This window comes from Bradyrhizobium sp. NBAIM03, assembly GCF_020194055.1.
Lineage (GTDB): Bacteria > Pseudomonadota > Alphaproteobacteria > Rhizobiales > Xanthobacteraceae > Bradyrhizobium > Bradyrhizobium yuanmingense.
The window spans coordinates 63,816-82,911 of the sequence record NZ_JADYVS010000023.1 but is presented as its reverse complement, the minus strand read 5'-3'; the positions used below and the strand labels follow the sequence as shown (position 1 = coordinate 82,911).

General features: G+C 67.1%; 13 protein-coding genes. 3 read left to right on the top strand and 10 right to left on the bottom strand.

Going from position 1 to position 19,096, the window contains the following annotated elements:
- Positions 1-98 precede the first annotated feature (98 nt).
- The 3 genes from accD (at position 99) to I6F21_RS28210 (ending at position 3,225) form a co-directional block, all read left to right on the top strand.
- Entirely contained in the window at positions 99-1,040 is a 942-nt protein-coding gene (gene accD / locus I6F21_RS28220) for an acetyl-CoA carboxylase, carboxyltransferase subunit beta (RefSeq protein ID WP_036009106.1), read from the top strand.
- On the top strand, positions 1,037-2,380 hold the full coding sequence (locus tag I6F21_RS28215) for a folylpolyglutamate synthase/dihydrofolate synthase family protein (protein WP_225183846.1): 1,344 nt from the start codon (positions 1,037-1,039) through the stop codon (positions 2,378-2,380). Before accD ends, I6F21_RS28215 begins: the two co-directional genes overlap by 4 nt.
- Before the next feature lie 104 nt (positions 2,381-2,484).
- Positions 2,485-3,225 (top strand): metallophosphoesterase family protein, encoded by a 741-nt coding sequence (locus I6F21_RS28210; protein WP_225183845.1) that lies wholly within the window; start codon positions 2,485-2,487, stop codon positions 3,223-3,225.
- Positions 3,226-3,324: 99 nt separating this feature from the next.
- Here the strand turns inward: I6F21_RS28210 and I6F21_RS28205 are convergent, their stop codons facing one another.
- From I6F21_RS28205 to coaBC, 10 genes are all read right to left on the bottom strand, one after another.
- Positions 3,325-4,332 carry an ATP-dependent DNA ligase gene (locus tag I6F21_RS28205; protein WP_225183859.1) on the bottom strand — a complete coding sequence of 336 codons (1,008 nt, stop codon included), beginning with the start codon at positions 4,330-4,332 and terminating at the stop codon, positions 3,325-3,327.
- A 143-nt stretch (positions 4,333-4,475) separates the two neighbouring features.
- Complete coding sequence (gene trxA, locus I6F21_RS28200; protein ID WP_008540017.1) at positions 4,476-4,796, bottom strand: thioredoxin; 321 nt, start codon at positions 4,794-4,796, stop codon at positions 4,476-4,478.
- Between the two features lie 70 nt (positions 4,797-4,866).
- A complete protein-coding gene (addA, locus tag I6F21_RS28195; protein ID WP_225183844.1) occupies positions 4,867-8,376 on the bottom strand; it encodes a double-strand break repair helicase AddA in 3,510 nt (1,169 codons plus the stop codon).
- Positions 8,370-11,513 (bottom strand): double-strand break repair protein AddB, encoded by a 3,144-nt coding sequence (gene addB, locus I6F21_RS28190; protein WP_225183843.1) that lies wholly within the window; start codon positions 11,511-11,513, stop codon positions 8,370-8,372. Before addB ends, addA begins: the two co-directional genes overlap by 7 nt.
- Positions 11,514-11,710: 197 nt before the next feature.
- A complete protein-coding gene (locus I6F21_RS28185) occupies positions 11,711-12,433 on the bottom strand; it encodes a nucleotidyltransferase family protein (protein WP_225183842.1) in 723 nt (240 codons plus the stop codon).
- A 115-nt stretch (positions 12,434-12,548) separates the two neighbouring features.
- Positions 12,549-12,866 carry a PilZ domain-containing protein gene (locus I6F21_RS28180; protein WP_036009083.1) on the bottom strand — a complete coding sequence of 106 codons (318 nt, stop codon included), beginning with the start codon at positions 12,864-12,866 and terminating at the stop codon, positions 12,549-12,551.
- Between the two features lie 87 nt (positions 12,867-12,953).
- Positions 12,954-14,471 (bottom strand): tRNA (adenosine(37)-N6)-threonylcarbamoyltransferase complex ATPase subunit type 1 TsaE, encoded by a 1,518-nt coding sequence (gene tsaE, locus I6F21_RS28175; RefSeq protein WP_225151980.1) that lies wholly within the window; start codon positions 14,469-14,471, stop codon positions 12,954-12,956.
- A complete protein-coding gene (locus I6F21_RS28170) occupies positions 14,468-16,972 on the bottom strand; it encodes a PAS domain-containing sensor histidine kinase (RefSeq protein WP_225183841.1) in 2,505 nt (834 codons plus the stop codon). Before I6F21_RS28170 ends, tsaE begins: the two co-directional genes overlap by 4 nt.
- 205 nt (positions 16,973-17,177) lie before the next feature.
- Positions 17,178-17,636 carry a dUTP diphosphatase gene (gene dut / locus I6F21_RS28165; RefSeq protein ID WP_225183840.1) on the bottom strand — a complete coding sequence of 153 codons (459 nt, stop codon included), beginning with the start codon at positions 17,634-17,636 and terminating at the stop codon, positions 17,178-17,180.
- Entirely contained in the window at positions 17,633-19,075 is a 1,443-nt protein-coding gene (coaBC, locus tag I6F21_RS28160; RefSeq protein WP_225183839.1) for a bifunctional phosphopantothenoylcysteine decarboxylase/phosphopantothenate--cysteine ligase CoaBC, read from the bottom strand. The genes dut and coaBC overlap by 4 nt, the downstream gene beginning before the upstream one ends.
- Between the last annotated feature and the right edge of the window lie 21 nt (positions 19,076-19,096).

Here is a 19,096-nt window from a genome sequence, read left to right as displayed (position 1 = left end):
TGCTCTAACGCGGGCGACACGGCGGCTTGCCGGGCAGATGTCCGGCCGCCATATATCCTTCAGGCGATTCCCGGCGGGATCGCACATCGGAGCAAACCATGAACTGGCTTACCAACGTGGTCCGGCCGAAGATCCGCAACATGCTGCGGCGGGAGACGCCGGAGAACCTGTGGATCAAGTGCCCGGATTCCGGACAGCTCGTGTTCTACAAGGACGTCGAGGCCAACCAGTTCGTCATCCCCGGCTCGAACTATCACATGCGCATGGGCGCGGTCGCGCGGCTCAAGTCGATCTTCGACAACGAGACCTGGTTCGACGTGGCGCTGCCCGAGGTCACCCCTGACCCGCTCAAGTTCCGCGACGAGAAGAAATATGTCGACCGCGTCAAGGATGCGCGGGCGCGGACCAATCTGAACGATGCGGTCAAGGTCGGCTACGGCAAGCTCGAAGGCTCCGCGGTCGTCGTCGCCGTGCAGGATTTCGACTTCATGGGCGGCTCGCTCGGCATGGCTGCGGGCGAGGCCATCGTGCGCGGGATGGAGCTTGCGGTCGAGAAGAAGTCGCCGTTCATCGTGTTCGCCGCGAGCGGCGGCGCACGCATGCAGGAAGGCATTTTGTCCCTGATGCAGATGCCGCGCACCACCGTTGCGGTGCAGATGCTGCGCGAGGCAAAGCTGCCCTACATCGTCGTGCTGACCAATCCGACCACCGGCGGCGTCACCGCGTCGTATGCGATGCTCGGCGACGTGCAGATCGCCGAGCCCGGCGCGCTGATCGGCTTCGCCGGCGCGCGCGTGATCGAGCAAACCATCCGCGAGAAGCTGCCTGAAGGCTTTCAGCGCGCCGAGTACCTCAAGGAGCACGGCATGGTCGACATGGTCGTGCATCGCCACGAACTGCGGCCGACGCTGGCGCGGCTCTGCCGCCTCTTGACCAAGGCGCCGGCGCAGGAAGGTGCATCGAAGTCCGTGCAGCCGGTCGCGAGCCCGGCACAGATCGTATCCGCCGCCGAGACGGCGCCGGCAGCGCCGCACGCGTGAACGTCTCCCCTGACAGTGCAAAGACACCGCTCGACGAAGTGATCGGGCGGCTGTCGGCCCTGCATCAGAAGCGAATCGATCTCGGGCTGGAGCGGATGCACCGCCTGCTCGCTCGGCTCGGCCACCCCGAGCGCAAGCTGCCGCCGGTGATCCACATCGCCGGCACCAACGGCAAGGGCTCGACGCTCGCTTACCTGCGCGCGACGCTGGAGGCTTCAGGTCTGCGCGTCCACGCCTATACGTCCCCTTATCTCGTCCGCATCAACGAATGCTTCCGGCTCGGCCGCCTCAGTGGCGGTGTGCTCGTCGGCGACGACGAGCTGCGCGCGGCGTTGGAAGAGGTCGAGCGCGTCAATGCCGGCGAGGCCGCGACATTGTTCGAGCTGAAGACGGCGGCCGCTTTCCTGCTGTTCGCGCAGAACCCGGCCGACATCGTGCTGCTCGAGGTCGGCCTCGGCGGCCGGCTGGATTCGACCAACGTGGTCGATCAACCGGCGGCCTCTGTGATCACGCCTGTTAGCATGGATCACATGGATTTCCTCGGCGATACGTTGGCGTCGATTGCCGGCGAGAAGGCCGCGATCATCAAGCGCGGCGTGCCCGTGATTTGCGCCGAGCAGATGCCGGAGGCGATGGCCGTGATCGAAGCGCTGGCGAGGCGCATGCGTGCGCCGCTGTTCGCCGCAGGCGAGAGCTGGCACGTCAATGTCGAGCGCGGACGTCTGGTCTATTCCGACGATCGCGGCTTGATGGACCTGCCGGCGCCGCGTCTGTTCGGGCGCCACCAGTTCGCCAATGCCGGGCTCGCGATCGCGACGCTACGCGCGCTGCCGACCATCAAGGTCAATCACGCCGCGTTCGAGGCCGGCATCGTCGGTGCCGACTGGCCGGCGCGGATGCAGCGCCTCACCTCGGGCGAGTTGCTGTCCTGGGGTCCGCAGGGCTCGGAGATCTGGCTCGATGGCGGCCACAATGCCGAGGGCGGGCGCGTTGCGGCGGCCGCGCTCGGCGACCTCGAGGAGCGGGTGTCGCGGCCGCTGGTGATCATCGCCGGCATGATGGCCAACAAGGATGCGCACGCCTTCCTCGCCAATTTCGCCGGCCTCACCCGTCACATCATCGCAGTGCCGATTCCCGACACGGAGAATGCGATGCCGGTCGACCGTCTCGCCGATGCCGCGCGCAGCCTCGGCATGCGCGTCGAGCCCGCCCCCGGCGTCGAGGCCGCCCTGCGCGCGCTGGCGCAGCTCGCCTACGAGTTGCCGCCGCGGATCCTGATCACCGGCTCGCTGTATCTCGCCGGCCACGTGCTGGCCATCAACGGCACGCCGCCTGCATAGAGGTTGCCGTAGCTCGGATGGAGCGAAGCGCAATCCGGAATCGTGCCACAAGCAAGGAAGGTCCCGGATTACGCTGCGCTCCATCCGGGCTACAGGAAATGCCAATGCGCTTCGCCGCGATTGCCGATGTCCACGGAAACTATCTCGCGCTGGAGGCCGTGCTCGCCGACATCCGCGCGCTCGGTATTGCCGACATCGTCAATCTCGGCGACATGCTGAGTGGCCCGCTCAATGCGCGCCGCACCATCGAGATCCTGATGCCGCTCGACGCCGTGCACGTGCTTGGCAATCACGACCGTTATTTGCTCGACCGTCCGCCGGAGAGAATGGGTTCGTGGGATCGTCCTGCCTACGAACAGCTCGATGCCGCCCACCTCGACTGGCTGCGCGCGCAGCCGATGACGCGTGTCTTCCGTGAGCAGGTGTTCTTCTGCCACGCGACGCCCAGCAGCGATGAGGTGTACTGGCTCGACACCGTTCATCCCGACGGCACGGTGGCGCTGTCGCCGCTCGACCGCATCGAGCAGCTCGCGGACGGCATCACGCAATCGCTGATCCTGTGCGCCCACACCCACCTCGCCCGCGCGGTGCGCCTGCGCGACGGCCGGCTGATCGTCAATCCCGGCAGCGTCGGTAGCCCTGGTTTTCGCGACAAGCATCCGTACGCGCATGTGGTCGAGGCCGGCACGCCGCACGCGCGCTATGCGATCCTCGAACGTGCCGATGCTGCCTGGCAGGTGACGTTCCGCCACGTCGCCTACGATCACGAGGCCATGGCCGCGCTGGCGCGCCGCAACGGTCAGCCGGAGCTTGCGAACGCGCTGGCGACGGGGTGGATCAAGTAGGTGTTGCTGCGTAGCCCGGAGGGAGCGGAGCGCAATCCGGGGCCATCGTTGCTTGGGGCATGATTCCCGGATTACGCTCCGCTCCATCCGGGCTACGGGCTACTTCAACAGCTTCATCGGATCGGCCGCCTTCTGCTTCAGCTGCTCGAACGTGCATTGCCGCGGCGCCTTGTCCGGGCGCCAGCGCAGGATCGAGGTGCCGTGGCGAAAACGTTCGCCGCTGAAATGGTCGTAGCAGACCTCGATCACCAGCTTCGGCTTCAGCGGACACCACTTTGCGGAACGCTCCGTCGACCAGCGGCTCGGCCCGCCCGGCGCGTTGCCGGTGAAGCCGGGCTCGCCGATCAGTGCTTCGAGCCGATCGGTCAGATCAGGCTTCGCCTCCGCCTTGATCGCCGAGGTGAAGCCGACATGGTGCAGCAGGCCGTCATCGTCGTAGAGCCCGAGCAGCAGCGAGCCGACGACGTTCCGGCCGGCGATCTTGTTGGTGGCATAGCGGAAGCCACCGACCACGCAATCGGCGCTGCGGAATTTCTTGATCTTCTGCATGCCGTCGCGATTTCCCGCCTGATAGGGCAGATCGATCCGCTTGGCGATGACGCCGTCCGAGCCGCCGCCGGATTGCGCGAGCCACTTTTTGGCTGTGGCGTAGCTCGTCGTCGTCGGCGAAAGACGGAAGAGGCTGCCCTTGAGGTTGGCTTTCGCGAAGGCTTCCAGCGCCGGCCGCCGTTCGCGCAGCGTCTTCTCAGCCAGGCCCTTCTGTCCGGATGTCGCGAGCAGATCGAAGACGAGGTAGAGCGCCGGTGTCTCCACCGAGAGCTTCTTCACGCGGCTTGCCGCCGGATGAATGCGTTGCAGCAGCGCGTCGAAGGAAAAGCTCTTGCCGTGCGACACGACGATTTCGCCGTCGAGCGTGAAACGGTCGGCCTTCAGCTCCAAGGCAGCAGTGACGATTTCCGGGAAGTAGCGCGCGAGGTCTTCGCCGGATTTGGAGCGCAGGTCGACGTTGCTGCCGTTGCGCGCCAGCAGGCAGCGGAAGCCGTCCCACTTGGGTTCATATTGCCATTCACCGCCGCGCGGGATCGCGTCGACCGACCGCGCCTCCATTGCGGCGAGAGAGGTGGGCTTGCGATCGCGCTTTCGGGGAGGAGCAGGCAAGGGCAGGACTCGTCATACGCTGAACACGTCCCATCAACGCCAAACGGCCGGCTTTCGCCGGCCGTTGTCGAAAATAATCTTGCGCCAGTGGATCAGACCGCGGAGGTGATCCACTGCTGCAGCTTCGCCTTCGGCGCGGCGCCGACTTGGCGCGAGGCCATTTCGCCGCCCTTGAAGATCATCAGAGTCGGGATCGACATCACGCCATACTTCGAGGCGGTCTTCGGGCTCTCGTCGACATTGAGCTTCACGATCTTGACCTTGTCGCCCATCGCGCCGGCGATCTCGTCGAGAGCGGGTGCGATCATGCGGCAGGGGCCACACCATTCGGCCCAGAAATCGACGACCACGGGGCCGTTCGCCTTGAGCACTTCGGCTTCGAAATCGGCGTCGGAAACCTTGCTAACGGCCATTGGGAGTACCTCACTCGGTTGAAAGAGAATCGGCGCGACCTGGAATCGCGCCCGGGATCATGTGGTCAACCTATGAACGGCCCCTTGCCGGGTCAAGGACGCTCACACCGAGATGAAGGGATGCCAGCGCCGCGTCCAGCGCGGGGGGCGAAATCTCCATATATTCAAGGGCCTCGGTCCAGAGCAGGACGGCCCTGACGGACCTTTGGGGATAAAGCCGCGACAGCACCGCCCGGTACAGCGCAAGCTGGTGGACATAGGTCGCCGGCGCCTCGGCCGCGCTTTTGGGCGCTGCCTGGTTGGTCTTGAAGTCGACGATCAGGACCTCCTCAGGGCGCACGACCAGTCGGTCGATCTGCCCCGACACCAGGGCCGGCGTGCGGCCCGGCCGCTCCAGCCGGCCGGCGATCGCGACCTCTGCCCGGCTGCCGGCGGCAAAGACGGGCGCAAAACGCGGCTCCGTGATCAGGGCGCGCACCTTGTCGGCCAGTGCGATGCGATCGGCCTCCGGCCAGTCCGCGGCGTTGCGCGCCATGAAGCCGAGCGCGGCCTCGCGCCGGCGCTCGCCGGCGATGTCGGGCAGCGATTGCAACAGCCGATGCACCAGCGTGCCCCGTTGCAACGCCAGCGCGCGCGACTGCACCGATTCGCCCGATCGGACGCTGCGGCCCTCCTCGGCAGGCTGGCCCGAGGGGCGCACGGGATCCTCGTCGATGGTCTCGCGCGGGGCCGGTGTCCGCAGCCACTCCGGCAGCGCGATGGTCTGGTGCACGGAGGCCGCCGGCGCGCCCAGCGCCGCGACGTCCTCAGGACGGGCGAACCGGGTGACCTTGCCGAGCGGCGTCTCGATCACCTGCTTGTCGAGGCCCGAGCCTTTGAGCCCGGTGTCGACGAGGTCGTACCAGCTCAGCTTGCGCACCGTCTTCATGTTGCCGGGCATGCAGCCGCCGACGATCAGCCGATCGGCCGCGCGCGTCATCGCGACGTAGAGCAGGCGGCGATATTCGTCCTCGGTCTCCTCCAGCATCGCCTTGCGCGCCTCGGCGACAGGCCTGGGATCGTCGGCCTTGCGGCCGGCCCAGACCACGACCTCGCCGCCATTGCCGCGCGGTACCTGGATCAGCCGCAGCCGCTGCGAGTCCGCGGGCGAGGACGTGGTGTCGACCATGAACACGACCGAGGCCTCCAGGCCCTTGGCGCCGTGCACGGTCATCACCCGCACCTCGTCGCGCGAGATCTCCATGTCGCGCTTCACTTCGGTGTCGGCCGAGCGCAGCCAGGCCATGAAGCCCTGCAGCGAAGCCGGCGCCTTGCGCTCGGAGTTCAGCGCGAGCTCCAGGAATTCGTCGAGCGCGTCGTTGGCCTCATGGCCGAGCCGGCGCAGGATGCGCGCACGCCCGCCATCGCCGCCCAACAGCCAGGCGTAGAACGCGAACGGCGTCTCCTCGCGGGCGCGGATCTCGCAGGCTTCCAGGCGACGCAGCACGGTCGTGAATTTCTCGTTGCCAGCCGCGTGTTCGCCGAGCGCGCGGCGCAGCGAGCCCTTGCGGTCCCAGGCAAGAGTGAACAAATCGTCGTCATCGAGCCCGAACAGCGGGCTCTTCAGCGCCACCGCGAGCGCGAGATCGTCCTGTGGCAGCAGCAGCGCGTCGGCCAGGTTCATCAGGTCGATGATGGCGATGTGCTCGGTGAGCTTGAGGCGGTCGGCACCGGCGACCGGAATGCCGGCGTGCTTCAGCGCCTGGATCACGGCGTCGAATGCGTTGCCGCGCCGGCGCACCAGGATCAGCATGTCGCCATAGCGAAGAGGACGACGCTCGCCCTCGTGCCCGGTCAGCGTGCCGCTCTCGACCAGCCGCTTGATCTCGGCCTGGATGCGTCGGGAAAGCTTGACCTCGGGGCTGGTGACGGCGACGCCGTCGAATGGCGCACGCCAGCCCTCGATGTCCTGCCGATCGTCGGCCTCGGCGAGATCCCACAGCTCGATCACGCTCGGGCCGGCATCGCTCAGCGAATTGTGCAGGGGATGGCCGATCTCGACCGAATGGATGCTCTTGTAGATCGCGGGATCGCGGAAGACGTGGTCGACCGAATGCAGGATCGTCGCGCCCGAGCGGAACGAATAGGTGAAGGCGACCGGATCGAATTTCAGGCCGGCGGCGGTGAACTTGCGATGCAGCTCGCGCCTGCGCGCGTCGAACTCGTGGGGAGCTGCGCCCTGGAACGAGAAGATCGACTGCTTCTCGTCGCCGACAGCGAAGATGGTGCGGTTCAGCCCCTCGCGCGCACCTTCGCCGGCGGTGAACTCGGAGATGATGTGCGCGATGATGTCCCATTGCCGCGGGCTGGTATCCTGCGCCTCGTCAATCAACACGTGATCGACGCCGCGGTCGAGCTTGTAATGCACCCAGCCCGAGGCGATACGGTCCAGCATCGCCAGCGTCTTGTCGATGAGGTCGTCGTAGTCGAGCAGGCCGCGCTCCTGCTTCTCGCGGCGGTAATTCGCGGCGGCCGCTGTCGCGATATGCAGCAGGGCCGCGGTGCGGTCCCGAACCGTCACGGCACGGCGCTTTTCGATCAGCCCTGCAAGGCGCTGCGCCTCGGCTTCGAACAGGCGGGCCACGGAGGGATTGTGATCGCAGAACTTCTTGGTCAGCACCGCCTTGCGCGGCAGCTTGTCGTCGGTGAGGAAGACGGACAGATAGGCGTCGACCTGATCGCTGCCGGAAAACACCTTTGCCGCGCGCAGCCGCCCTGCCTGGTCATTGTCGGATTTGCTGCCGTCCTCCAGCGCGAAGGCAATGTCGTCCCAGCACGCGCGCGGCAGGAACGGGCCGTCGAGAATTTCCGTCTCGACGGCTTCGATACGGTCGCCGATGTCAACGCCCAGCACCGCAGCCATCTGCGCCGCTGCGGCTTCCGCATTGCCGGCCTGGTCGGTCCAGGCCATGAAATGATCGCGGCTGAGGCACGCCTCGCGCACGACCTCCTTGAAGGTGACATCCGCGGCGCTCGCCATCGCCGTCAGCAGCGCGCGGCCGGTGACGCTCTCCGGATCGCGTGCGGCTTCCAGCAGCACCTTCAAATTGGCGCGTTCCATCATGTCGGTCTGGTCGCGCTCGTCGATCACGGCGAAGCGTGCGGGAACGTTGGCCTCGAACGGAAATTGCTGGAGCAGGCGGGTACACAGTGCGTGGATGGTCTGCACCTTCAGCCCGCCCGGCGTCTCCAGCGCGCAGGCGAACAGTTTTCTCGCGTCGCGGCGCAGCTTTGCGCCGGGATGCGGGATGCCGACCGCGCGGATCGCCGCGTCGAGCGCGTCATCGTCCAGCGTCACCCAATGACCAAGCGTGGTGAACACGCGCTCGGCCATGTTGGCGGCGGCAGCTTTTGTGAAGGTGATGCAGAGAATCTTCTCCGGTGGCACGCCCGAGAGCAGCAGGCGGATCACGCGCTGCACCAGCACATGCGTCTTGCCCGAGCCGGCATTGGCCGAGACGAAGGCCGATGCAGTCGGATCGGAGGCGCGCGCCTGCCGCGCTCGCACCTCGTCAGGGATGGGACGCGGCGCCTTCACCATTCCTCGATTCCCAACCCGCCGGCCGCGGACCATTCCTTGATCCGGGCAAGGTCGTCATAGGTGCCGTAGCGATTCGCCCACATCGGCAGGTTCAGCGATATATAGGCCTGGTTCTCGTCCTCGAAGGCGCGGATCAGCGCTTCCAGCTTGGCTCTTGCCTCGGCCGCCGCGGTGTCCGGCGGCTGCGGCTCGTCGCCGGGCTTGTACTTGAGCTCGAGGATGCGCTCCTCGCCGGGCGGATTGTTGCCGCTGAGGCGGACATAGACGAGCTGGTTCACGGAGGCACCGGCATCGATGTCGGGAAAACCACCCTCGCGCAGGATCGCGGCTTCCAACGTCAGCTGCGGCGACAGGCCCATGCGCACCTGCTTGCCGGTGGGCGGCTGGCCGGTCTTGTAGTCGAGGATGGCGTAGCCGCCGCCCTGGCGGCGTTCGATGCGGTCGGCGCGCGCGGAAAGGCGGAAGCTGCGCTGAGGATCGAGCATGATCGAGATCTCGCCACGGGTCTCCGCGACGATCGCCGCGATCGCCTCGCGCCGCGCCGTCTCCCATTCGCCGAACCAGCGCGCGATGCGCTGGAAGCGCGGCCACCACAGCGCCCGTGCTTCGGGCCGCTCCATCAGCGGTGCAAAGTGCTTCTCGCCGATCGCGCGCAGCACCCGCGCGGGATCGTCGGGCAGACGCGCCGCATAGCTTTCCGTGAATTCGCCGATGGCGTCGTGAATCGCCGATCCGCGGTCGGCGGCCGAGAGCGGCATGTCGACGGGATCGAGCGCATCGAGCCGCAAGATGCGTTTGGCGTAGATCGTGTAGGGGTCGCGCAGCCAGTCTTCGATCTCGGTGACGGACATTTTGAGCGGGCGTGTCGCGCGCGGCGGCCGTGGTTCCGGCTGCTTGATCGGCTTGACCTCGTCGGGCTGGTCGAGCGCCGAAGCGAACTGCACATATGTCTCGCCGGCGCGAACCGCCGCCTGCCAGAGCTCATCGCCGGCCACCGCCTCCAGCCGATGAAGGAAGCGCGAGGCCACCGCCGGCGCGCCGCCGGCCTTTGCGGAATGAGTGAGAATGACCTCGTCGCCGCCGAGCAATTGCGCGAAGTCATGGGCGGACAGGCCGATGCGGCGCTCCGGCAGATCGAGCCCGAGCTCGTGCCGCATCGGCCGGCTCAGCCAGGGATCGATGCGCGGCGCCGGCGGCCAGACACCTTCGATCAGGCCGCCGACGATGATGCGGTCGGCCTGCATCAGGCGCGATTCCAGCGGGCCGTAGATTTGCAACCGTGCGCCCGGCCTGTCGCGCCGCCGCACCGCGCGGTCCCCGAAGGCGGTCTGGAACACGCCCGCGTAGTCCGCTAGCTGCACCATCAATCCGCTGGTCGTGCCGCCGCGCAAGAGATCGTCGAAGGCGCCGGCGAGCGCGAGTCCATCGCGATCCTCGAAGGCGAGCGGAATGCCCTGATCGTCGCGCGACAGCTCGATCATGATCTCGCGATGCCGATGCGCAAGCTCCGCGAAATCATACGGCTTCGCCGGCGGCAGGCTCTCGATCGACGCCAATGCCTTTTGCAGGGCGTCGATCAGAGCCTGGATGCGATCGAGATCCTCGGCCTTGAGACGCGCCCGCGGCTCGGCGCGATGCAGTGCGGAGACCTCGCTGCGCCACAGCTTTGCCAGCTCCTCGCGGAAGCGGTTGAACTCGCGCAGGAGGCCCGCGGTGCCTGCCGGCGGACGCGTGCCGCGCAGCACCGCAAGCTCCAGGCTCTCGATCGCCATCTTCCACGCCCCCGGCGCGCGGCCGAGCCGGCACAGCGGATGCTTCAGCATCGCCAGCAGCGTCGGCGGCTCCAGGCCCTTGGTCGCCGCCTCCGCCGCAAGGCGCGCAAACGTGCCAGCGGATGTCTCCATCAAGACGTCGCCGCCGGAATCATCGAAGGCGAGATCCCATCGGGTCAGCGCCGCCATCACCCGCCGCGCCAAGGCGCGGTCGGGCGTGACCAGCGCCGCGGATTTGTCCAGGTGTCTGGCCTCGCGCATGGCGATGGCGATGGCGAGCGCTTCCATTTCAGGATTGGGCGCTTCGACCACCGCGAGGTTCTTCATGCCGCCCGCGATCTTCGCGGCAACATCGGGCTGCTTCAGCCGGTCGTGCCAGACCTCGGTCTTGGCGGACGGCCGCATCGATTCCGACGCGAGCAGGTCGCGGCCGTCTTCCGCCGGCGGCTGCAAAATCTCGACATCGCTGCGCTTGATGCCGAAGCGATCGAGCAGCGCATGCATCGCATATTGCGGATGGTTCGACGCCGGATTCTCGGTGATGCCCAAGAGGTCCCTGCTGCCGCCGATGCTGCGCCAGGCATCCTCGTCGAGATCGGTGTCCAGACCGGGCAGCACCACGGCGCCATGCGGCAGCGAGGCGACCGCATGCAGGAACTTTGCGGTGGCCGGCATCGAGCCGGTCGAGCCCGCCGCGACCACGGGTCCACTTGGATGCGCGGTCAAGCGCCTCGCTTCCGCTGCGATCAGAAGATCGCGCCGCGCGGCCGGCTCGATCCGGTTGATCTCGGCGAGGTGATTGGGCCAGGTGATGCGGGCAATGCGCAGGAATTCGAGCGAGTGCTGCCAGTAGCGGTCGAGGTTGTCAGGCACGAGGCCGTCGAGCGCGCTCCAGTCGACGCCGCGCGTCACCATGTCGTCGATCAGGCGCGCGAGATCGGACGCCAGCGCCAGCGTCGAGGCGGGGCCGCCGACGACCAGCGGCGCCAGGACCGGACCCTTGGCCCAGGCGGCGACGAGCTGCGCCAGCGTCAGGCGCCGCTCGAGCTCGCCCAGGCGTGGCGGAATGTCGAGCGGCGCGGTCCCGGAGAACTGCTCGCTCTCGCCCGCGAAAGCGAGCTCGTCCTCGTCGATGTCGCCGAGCGCAACGATGCGCGGCAGCACGACGGCATCCGCCTTCATCTCGTCGAGGAAGATCTCGCGCACGACCCGCATGGCGCGCCGCGTCGGAAGATACAGCGTAGCGTCCGCCAGCCGCGCCGGTTCCTTGCGCGCCTCGAATCCCTCCACCAGCCGGCCGTCGAGCAGGGCCGTGACGACCGTGCGCAGGAACGGAACTGAGATGGGAACGCTGAAGACGCGCATGGGCTGCCTGATTCGAAGGATCAGGCAATATAGGGAGGCGGGGTCAAATGGTCATGGGTGGCGGAGGAGTCGTCCCCGCTGTTCGCCGAGGTTCGTAGCCCGGATGGAGCGCAGCGCAATCCGGGATGCTGCTCCGCGGCGAGAGGCCCCGGATTACGCTACGCTCCATCCGGGCTACGGCCTCTTCGAGGCAGCCCCTAAGCCACGCTCTCCAAAAAAGCCTCTTCCGCGGCGTGCACGGCGTCGGGCGTGCCGACATGCATCCAGACGCCGTCGAGGCGCAGGCCGAACAGCCGTTCCTGCTCGTTGGCACGGTCGAACATTTTCGTCAGCGAGAATTCGCCCCGGGGTGCGTCCACGAAGATCGCGGGCGACATGATCGCCGCGCCGGCATAGACGAACGGAACGACCTCCTTCTCCTTGCGCTTGCGCAAGGCGCCGTCGGGCAGCATGCCGTAATCGCCGCGGCCGCCATAGCCGATGCTGGTCGCGGTCGGCGCCATCAGGAGCAGGATGTCCATTCGATCGGGATCGAAATTTTCGGCGAGCCGCGTCAGGTTCGAGCGCACGCCGTCGATCCACAGCGTGTCGGAATTGACGTGGAAGAACGGCGCATCGCCGAGCAGCGGCAGCGCCTTGACGACGCCGCCGCCGGTGCCGAGCACCTGGTCGCGCTCGTCGGAGATCGTCACGCGCGGAAGCTGGCGTGATGCGACGTGGTCGATGATCTGGTCCGGCAGGTAGTGCACGTTGACCACCGCCTCGGTCACGCCGGCCTGGCCGAGCTTGTCGAGCACGTGGTCGAGCAACGGCTGGCCTGCGACCGGCACCATCGGCTTCGGCATCTTGTCCGTCAGGGGGCGCATGCGCAGGCCAAACCCTGCGGCGAGCACCATGGCTTTGGTCGGCTTGACGGACATCCTTCCCCTTCTCAGACCTTTTCGCGTCGCAATCCTAACACGAGGCTCGATCTGCCGCACCGCATCTCGACCGCCTTAACCACCCGCCGTGACGGTTGTACGACGGGTGTTGCCGTCACGCCCCAACGGCTGTGGAACGTACCTTCTTCTTCTTGTCGCCCACTTTCAGGAAATTGACGCCGATCTGGTCGCCATTGACCCAGGCCAGCTCGCAACGCCGGTAGGCGAGCCCCGTGGACGACAGCAGGAGAAAGAATTCCTTCAGATGCAGACCTTCGACCGAGCCGTCGATGGTCAGCTTGGCGCCGGTCTCGGAGACGTCCTCCATGGTGCAGTCGCGCCGCCAGGTGCCGTCGATTCCCATCATCTGGGCCGAAAACCCGCGCTCGAAAATGACCCGGCTATTTCCGCGCTGATCCGCTTTCGCTGCCATCTGCCCCGCTCCAGCCCCGCAATGTTCCGGCTCCCTCGGCGCCAGAATAGCGACATCTTGGCTAACGGCCGGTAAATCGGTCCTGAATCAGCCCGGCGGCGGGACGTTGGCGAGATACCAGTCGCGCAGATGGGCGAGCGCGGGATGCGCCAGCGAGCGCTGGAGATAGGTCCAGATCCGCGGCTGATGGCGCAGGTAATGCGGCTTGCCATCGCGGCGGTTGAGCCGGGCGAAGGTGCCGAGCAGGCGCGTGTTCCGCTGCGCCGACATGATCGCGTAGAGCTCGGCGAAGCCGGCGGCGTCGAAGCTCGTGTCCTGCGCCCGCCGCGCCTTGATGTAGCGCGACAGCAGCGTCAGCTCGATAGTCTCGGGTACGTCGATGCGGGCATCCTGCAGCAGCGACACCACGTCGTAGGATTGCGGCCCCAGCACGGCGTCCTGGAAATCGATCACGCCGACGCGTTCGACACCGTTGCGCTCGCCGAGCCAGATCAGATTGGGCGAGTGATAGTCGCGGATGATCCACGTCCTCGGCGCCGCCAGCGGTCTCTTCAGCAATTCGCGCCACATCGCAAAAAATTCCGCGCGCGCCTCATCGCTCAGCGGCGCGTTGCGATCGGGCAAATACCATTCCGGCATCAACCCGATCTCGATCAGCAGCGCCTCGACGTCGAAGACGGGGATCGCGTAGGTCTGCCCGTCCAGCGGCAGCGTCTCCGGTAGCGTCTTGCCGTGCAGCATCGCCAGCACGTCGGTGGCGGCTTCGTAGCGCCCGAGAATCGGCCGCGGCGGATCGCCCTCGATCACGCCCTCGCTGCCGAAATCCTCGGAGATCAGAAAGCCCTGGTCGAGATCGAAATGATGGATCGCAGGCGCGGAGATCCCCTGCGCCCGGAGGCCTTCGTCGATGGCGACGAAGGGTTTTACGTTCTCGGCCAGATGCACCGCGGCGCTGTAGGATTTTCCGTTGTAGAGCGCCGCGCCGTCGGGCCGCTGTGGGAAGTTCATGAGGATGACGATGTCCTCATCGCGCACCAGCCGCGCGTAGGAGCGTGTCGAGGCGTCGCCCGGCATGCGCTTGCGCGTCGCATCGATGTAACCGGATGCGTCGAGGAAGTCGCGCAGCGCCTTCAGCCGCGCAACTATAGCTGCGCTCTTGCCATGGCCTGTGATGTCGGCGGCACGTGCGCTCGCGCCCAGCGCCGGCCGATGCGTCAGCGCGATGTCGATGCGGTTCTCGGGCATCGCCGACGGGGCGCGCTCCGGCCATTCGATCAGCACCAGCGTGGCATCGGGCAGCGGCGACAGCCCGATCTCCTCGAGCTCGCTCTCCTCCTCGACACGGTAGAGATCGGCATGCAGCACCGGGAAGGGCGGCAGCTCGTAGCCCTGCACCAGCGTGAAGGTCGGGCTCGGCACTTCCAGCGCATCGTCACCGGCGAGATAGCGGATCAGGCTGCGCGCCGCCGCGGTCTTGCCGGCGCCGAGATCGCCGGTCAGCGTAATGACGTCACCGGGACCGACCAGCAGCGCGAGGTCGGCCATTAATTGCGCCGTGGCCGTCTCGTTGTGAAGCGCGACGGAGAATGTGGTTGTTTCCGTCATTCGGCGGCGTCGCGATGCGCCGCCTGGTCGGTCGGGAAATCGCAGATCACGACCGTGCCGCGGCCGACGATCGAATCCACCCGCACCTTGCCGCCATGCAGCTCGACGAAGGAGCGCACCAGCGACAGGCCGAGCCCGGCGCCGCGGTGACGCGAGCCCTGCGAGCGGCTTTCGAACCAGTTGAACACCTTGTCTTTCATGTCGGCAGGTATTCCAGGGCCCGAATCTGTCACGGTGAAGACCACGCTGCGGTCCGTGCGCCGCGCGCTGATGCCGACGGTGGAATCCTGTGGAGAAAACCCGACCGCGTTGGCGAGGAGGTTATAGAGCACCTGCACCACGCGCTTCTCGTCGCCGACGAAGCTGCCGACGTCGGGCGCGATCTCGACCTTGAGGCGGATGCGGTCGGTGGCGAGCCGGTCCTGGATGCCCTCGGCGGCAAGCTCGATGGCCTTGCTGACGTCGACCTGCCCGAGTTCCAGCTTCATCGCGCCGGCGTCGATGGTGGCGAGATCCAGGATGTTGTTGGTGAGCGCGAGCAGAGCGTTGGTCGATTTGGTGACGTAGTCGAGATATTCGGCCTGCTTCGGCGTCAGCGGTCCGGTCGAGGGATCGCTGAGGAAATGCGCAAAGCCGATGATAGTGGTGAGCGGCGAGCGCAGCTCGTAGGAGACGTGGTGGACGAAATCCACCTTCATCTGGTCGGCCGCCTCCAGCGCCTCGTTGCGCTCGCGCAGCGCGCGCTCGACATTCTCGGTGTCGGTGATGTCCTGGAAGGTCAGCATGGTGGCGCCGTCCGGCAGCGGCCGGATCATGCCGTCGAGCACGCTGCCGTCCTTGCGCTCCAGCTTCAGCGGCAGGTCGGCGCGGTTCTCGATCGCGGTGATGGCCTCGCGGATCTGGCGCCAGACTTGCGGATCGTCGAACAGCTGATGGCACCAGCCTTCGACGGTCTGGATATGCGGCTCGTCGCGCATGGCATCGCTCGACAGCTTCCACATCCGCACGAAGGCCGGATTGAACAGCTGCGCCTTGCCGTTGCTGCCGAACACCGCGACCCCCTCGGCGAGGCTGTCCAGCGTCTCGCGCTGGACGCGGATCAGGCCGTCGAAGCGGCGGGCGAGGTCGAGGCTTTCAGTGACATCGTCGAACAGATAGGTGACGCCTCCTTCCGGGTTCGGCGTGGTGACGACCGAAAGCGCGCGTCCGTCAGGCAGGAACCAAGTGTCCTTGGCGGTCTCGACCGCGCGATAGGCCTCGTGCAGCTTGGCCTTCCAGGCGCGGAAATCCGGCTGCTCCGGCAATTTGCGCGCGGCGCGGAGCTGGTCGAGCACGCTGGAATCGTCCGGATGGGCGTCGAGGAAGTTGCGATCGAGATCCCACAGCCGGCGATAGGAATCGTTGTAGAAGGCAAGGCGCCGCTGGCCGTCGAACACGGCAACGCCGGAGGAGAGCTGGTCGAGCGTGCGGCGGTGCGCCTCCGCCATGCGCACCAGCGCCGAGCTCAGCGCATCCGCCTCGCTGGCATCGATGGCGACGCCGACGCTGCCGCTGCCGACATTGACGGCGCGCACGTCGTAGATGCGCCGTTCGCCGCCGACCACGATCGGCAGCCGCGAGGTGAAATTGGCGGCGTCCTTCAGCCCCCGCTCCATCGCATTGCGGTCGTCGCTGTCGAGCAGCTCGAGCTTGCGCTCCTGGGCATCGATGGCGCTGGTCGCCTCGGTGGCGCGCACATAGGCCGGGTTGGCGTAGGTCAGCGCGCCGTTCTCGCCCTTCGCCCAGATCGGCCACGGTGCGGCCGCGGCAAAGCCGCGAAGCATCTCGGTCTCGTCGGAGAGCGCCTTGTAGCGCAGATTGGTTTCGGCCAGATCACGGCGCAGGCCCGAGAGCTCGCGAATGCGGACGATGGCCTGGCCGCCGATGGCGCGCCCGATCGCTTCCAGCATATGGCCGTGCGCGGTGGTCAGCGTCAGCTGGAACCCGTCGCCGCGCTCGCGCAGCGCATCGACCGCATGGTCCATCAGCAGCGCCGGTTCCGGCGGCAGCCAGGTTCCGAACGCCAGCACGCGCTGCGGCGAGGAATCGCGCGGCAGCACCAGCGCGATATCGCCGGAAATCTGCGCGCGGTTGTCGCCCGCCGGCCATGAGATCAGGATCTGCGGCTCGGCGAACAACAGTGCGCCGAAGCGGTCGGCCTGGAGCTGAAGTTCCCCGATCCGCGCGCGCAGCCGCGCCTCGTTCTTCGCCGTGCGCACCCGCGTCCGCATCAACAGGATCGCGGCCATCACCGAGAAGCCGAGCAGGGCCAGCGCGGTGGCGAGCACCGCGAGTTCCTGCCGGTTGAGATCCATCACGAGGGCGAGGGTGTCGATGAGGTCGGCGGCCTTGGCCGGCGCAGCCGGCAGCAGCGCTGCGAGAGCGCCTCCCACCAAGCCGTTGCGCGCCAGCGATGTGCACGACAACAGCGTCCGACGCATCGACACGATCACGCCTGACATAGTTGCCCCAAGACGCGGAAATTCAAGACCGCACGAATCTGCGCGCGGCGACCCCCGTCGCGCGCGAATCAAAAGACAATACCCTCACCGCGACTCCGCCGGTAAGAGTCCAGATCGTGAACGCAAAGGCGGCCCCAAAAAAATGCGGGCCGCGCGGTTCCAAGGCGCGTGATTCTGCGGATGATTCGGCTGGAGTTGTCTTGGGTTAGCGCCCGGTCGAGCCAAAACCGCCGGCGCCGCGATCGGTCGCCGACAAGGTGACGACGGGAACCAGCGCGGCCTGCAGCACCGGCGCGATCACCATCTGGGCGATGCGCTCGCCGCGCTTGATCACGAAAGGCGCGCTGCCGTGATTGATCAGGATCACCTTGATCTCGCCGCGGTAGTCCGCATCGATCGTGCCCGGCGAATTCAGCACGGTGACGCCGTGCTTGGCTGCCAGCCCCGAACGTGGCCGCACCTGCGCCTCGTGTCCGGGCGGCAAGGCGATGGCAAGACCGGTCGGCACCAGCGCATACTGGCCCGGTGCGAGCGCCATGGGCGCGTCGTCCGGCACCGCCGCCATCAGATCGAGGCCGGCGGCCTCGCTGGTTTGATAGGCCGGCAGCGGCAGGCCTTCGGCGTGGGCGAGGCGTTGCAGCTCGACGGTAACCTCGGTGCTCAAGACGCGGTCTCCAGGGATTTGCCGGTCACGCTTTTCGCGATCTGCGCGACCAGTTCGATGGCGACCTGTTCCTTGGTCATCGCCGGCCAGGAATCAACTGCAATCTCGCCGTCCGGCGCACCGGTCTTGCGGCTGAGCAGGTGGACCGTGTTGCGGTCGCCGCCCATCACGCCGGTGGCGGGCGAGACGTCGTTGGCGACGATCCAGTCGCAGCCCTTGCGCGCAAATTTTGCTTTGGCGTTGTCGATGAGGTGCTCGGTCTCGGCGGCAAAGCCGATCACGAGCCTCGGGCGCTTGTCGGCGAGCTTGGAGATGGTGGCGAGAATGTCGGGGTTCTCGACCAATTGCAGCGGCGGCATGCCGGCCGCGGTTTTCTTCAGCTTCTGCTCGCCTTCATTGGCGACGCGCCAGTCGGCGACTGCGGCGGCGAAGATCGCGACGTCGGTGGGAAGCGCGGCCTTGACCTGCTCCAGCATCTGCCGCGCCGATTCGACATGCTTCACCGTCACGCCCGGGGGATCGTCGAGGTCGACCGGACCGCTCACCAGAGTAACCTCGGCGCCCGCGGCCTGTGCAGCGGCGGCAATGGCAAAGCCCTGCTTGCCGGAGGAACGGTTAGCGATATAGCGCACCGGGTCGATCGCCTCATGGGTGGGACCGGCGGTGATCAGCACGCGCGTGCCCGCGAGCGGCTTCGGCGTCGGCGGCCGCAGCAGGCGCTCGGCGGCATTGGCGATCTCGATGGCTTCCGACATGCGGCCCGTTCCGGCTTCGCCGGCCTCGGCCATCTCGCCCGCATTCGGGCCGATCAGCACAACGCCGTCGCGCTGGAGCTGGGCGACGTTGCGTCGGGTCGCCGCGTTGCTCCACATCAGCGGATTCATCGCCGGCGCCAGCAGCACCTTGCGGTTGCTCGCGAGCAGGATGGCGCTGGCGAGGTCGTCGGCATGGCCGTTCGCCATCTTCGCCATCAGGTCGGCCGTGGCCGGCGCCACCACGATCAGGTCGCAGTCGCGCGCGAGGCGTATATGGCCGGCATCGAACTCGCTCTGCGGGTCGAACAGGTCGGTATAGACGCGCTCATGCGACAGGGCGCTCGCGGCCAGCGGCGTCACGAATTGCTGCGCCGCATTGGTCAGCACGCAGCGGACCTCGATGCGGCGCTCCTTCAGCCTGCGGATCAGGTCGAGCGACTTATAGGCCGCGATCCCGCCGCCGATGATCAGGGTGACGCTGACCTCGGGAACGGCGCCGCTGCGCTGCGGCGTCGGGGCGGCGGAGGGCACCGCAAACGGCGTCAGCGGCTCCTCGCGGCCCTCGATCAGCTCCCGCAGGATGACCCGGACCTCCTCCTCGACCGACCTGTGGTTCTTGGCCGAGCGCAGCCGCAAATAGGTTTTGACGGCGTCGTCGAGCTTGCGGATGGTCAGGCTTGCCATGACGCCCTCCGGCACGGAATG

What these genes read in the sequence shown, in the direction of transcription:
- accD (WP_036009106.1), top strand. Translation starts at nt 99, where the DNA reads ATGAACTGGCTTACCAACGTGGTCCGGCCGAAGATCCGCAACATGCTG.
- I6F21_RS28210 (WP_225183845.1), top strand. Translation starts at nt 2,485, where the DNA reads ATGCGCTTCGCCGCGATTGCCGATGTCCACGGAAACTATCTCGCGCTG.
- I6F21_RS28205 (WP_225183859.1), bottom strand. Translation starts at nt 4,332, where the DNA reads ATGGAGGCGCGGTCGGTCGACGCGATCCCGCGCGGCGGTGAATGGCAA.
- trxA (WP_008540017.1), bottom strand. Translation starts at nt 4,796, where the DNA reads ATGGCCGTTAGCAAGGTTTCCGACGCCGATTTCGAAGCCGAAGTGCTC.
- addA (WP_225183844.1), bottom strand. Translation starts at nt 8,376, where the DNA reads ATGGTGAAGGCGCCGCGTCCCATCCCTGACGAGGTGCGAGCGCGGCAG.
- addB (WP_225183843.1), bottom strand. Translation starts at nt 11,513, where the DNA reads ATGCGCGTCTTCAGCGTTCCCATCTCAGTTCCGTTCCTGCGCACGGTC.
- I6F21_RS28185 (WP_225183842.1), bottom strand. Translation starts at nt 12,433, where the DNA reads ATGTCCGTCAAGCCGACCAAAGCCATGGTGCTCGCCGCAGGGTTTGGC.
- I6F21_RS28180 (WP_036009083.1), bottom strand. Translation starts at nt 12,866, where the DNA reads ATGGCAGCGAAAGCGGATCAGCGCGGAAATAGCCGGGTCATTTTCGAG.
- tsaE (WP_225151980.1), bottom strand. Translation starts at nt 14,471, where the DNA reads ATGACGGAAACAACCACATTCTCCGTCGCGCTTCACAACGAGACGGCC.
- I6F21_RS28170 (WP_225183841.1), bottom strand. Translation starts at nt 16,972, where the DNA reads ATGTCAGGCGTGATCGTGTCGATGCGTCGGACGCTGTTGTCGTGCACA.
- coaBC (WP_225183839.1), bottom strand. Translation starts at nt 19,075, where the DNA reads ATGGCAAGCCTGACCATCCGCAAGCTCGACGACGCCGTCAAAACCTAT.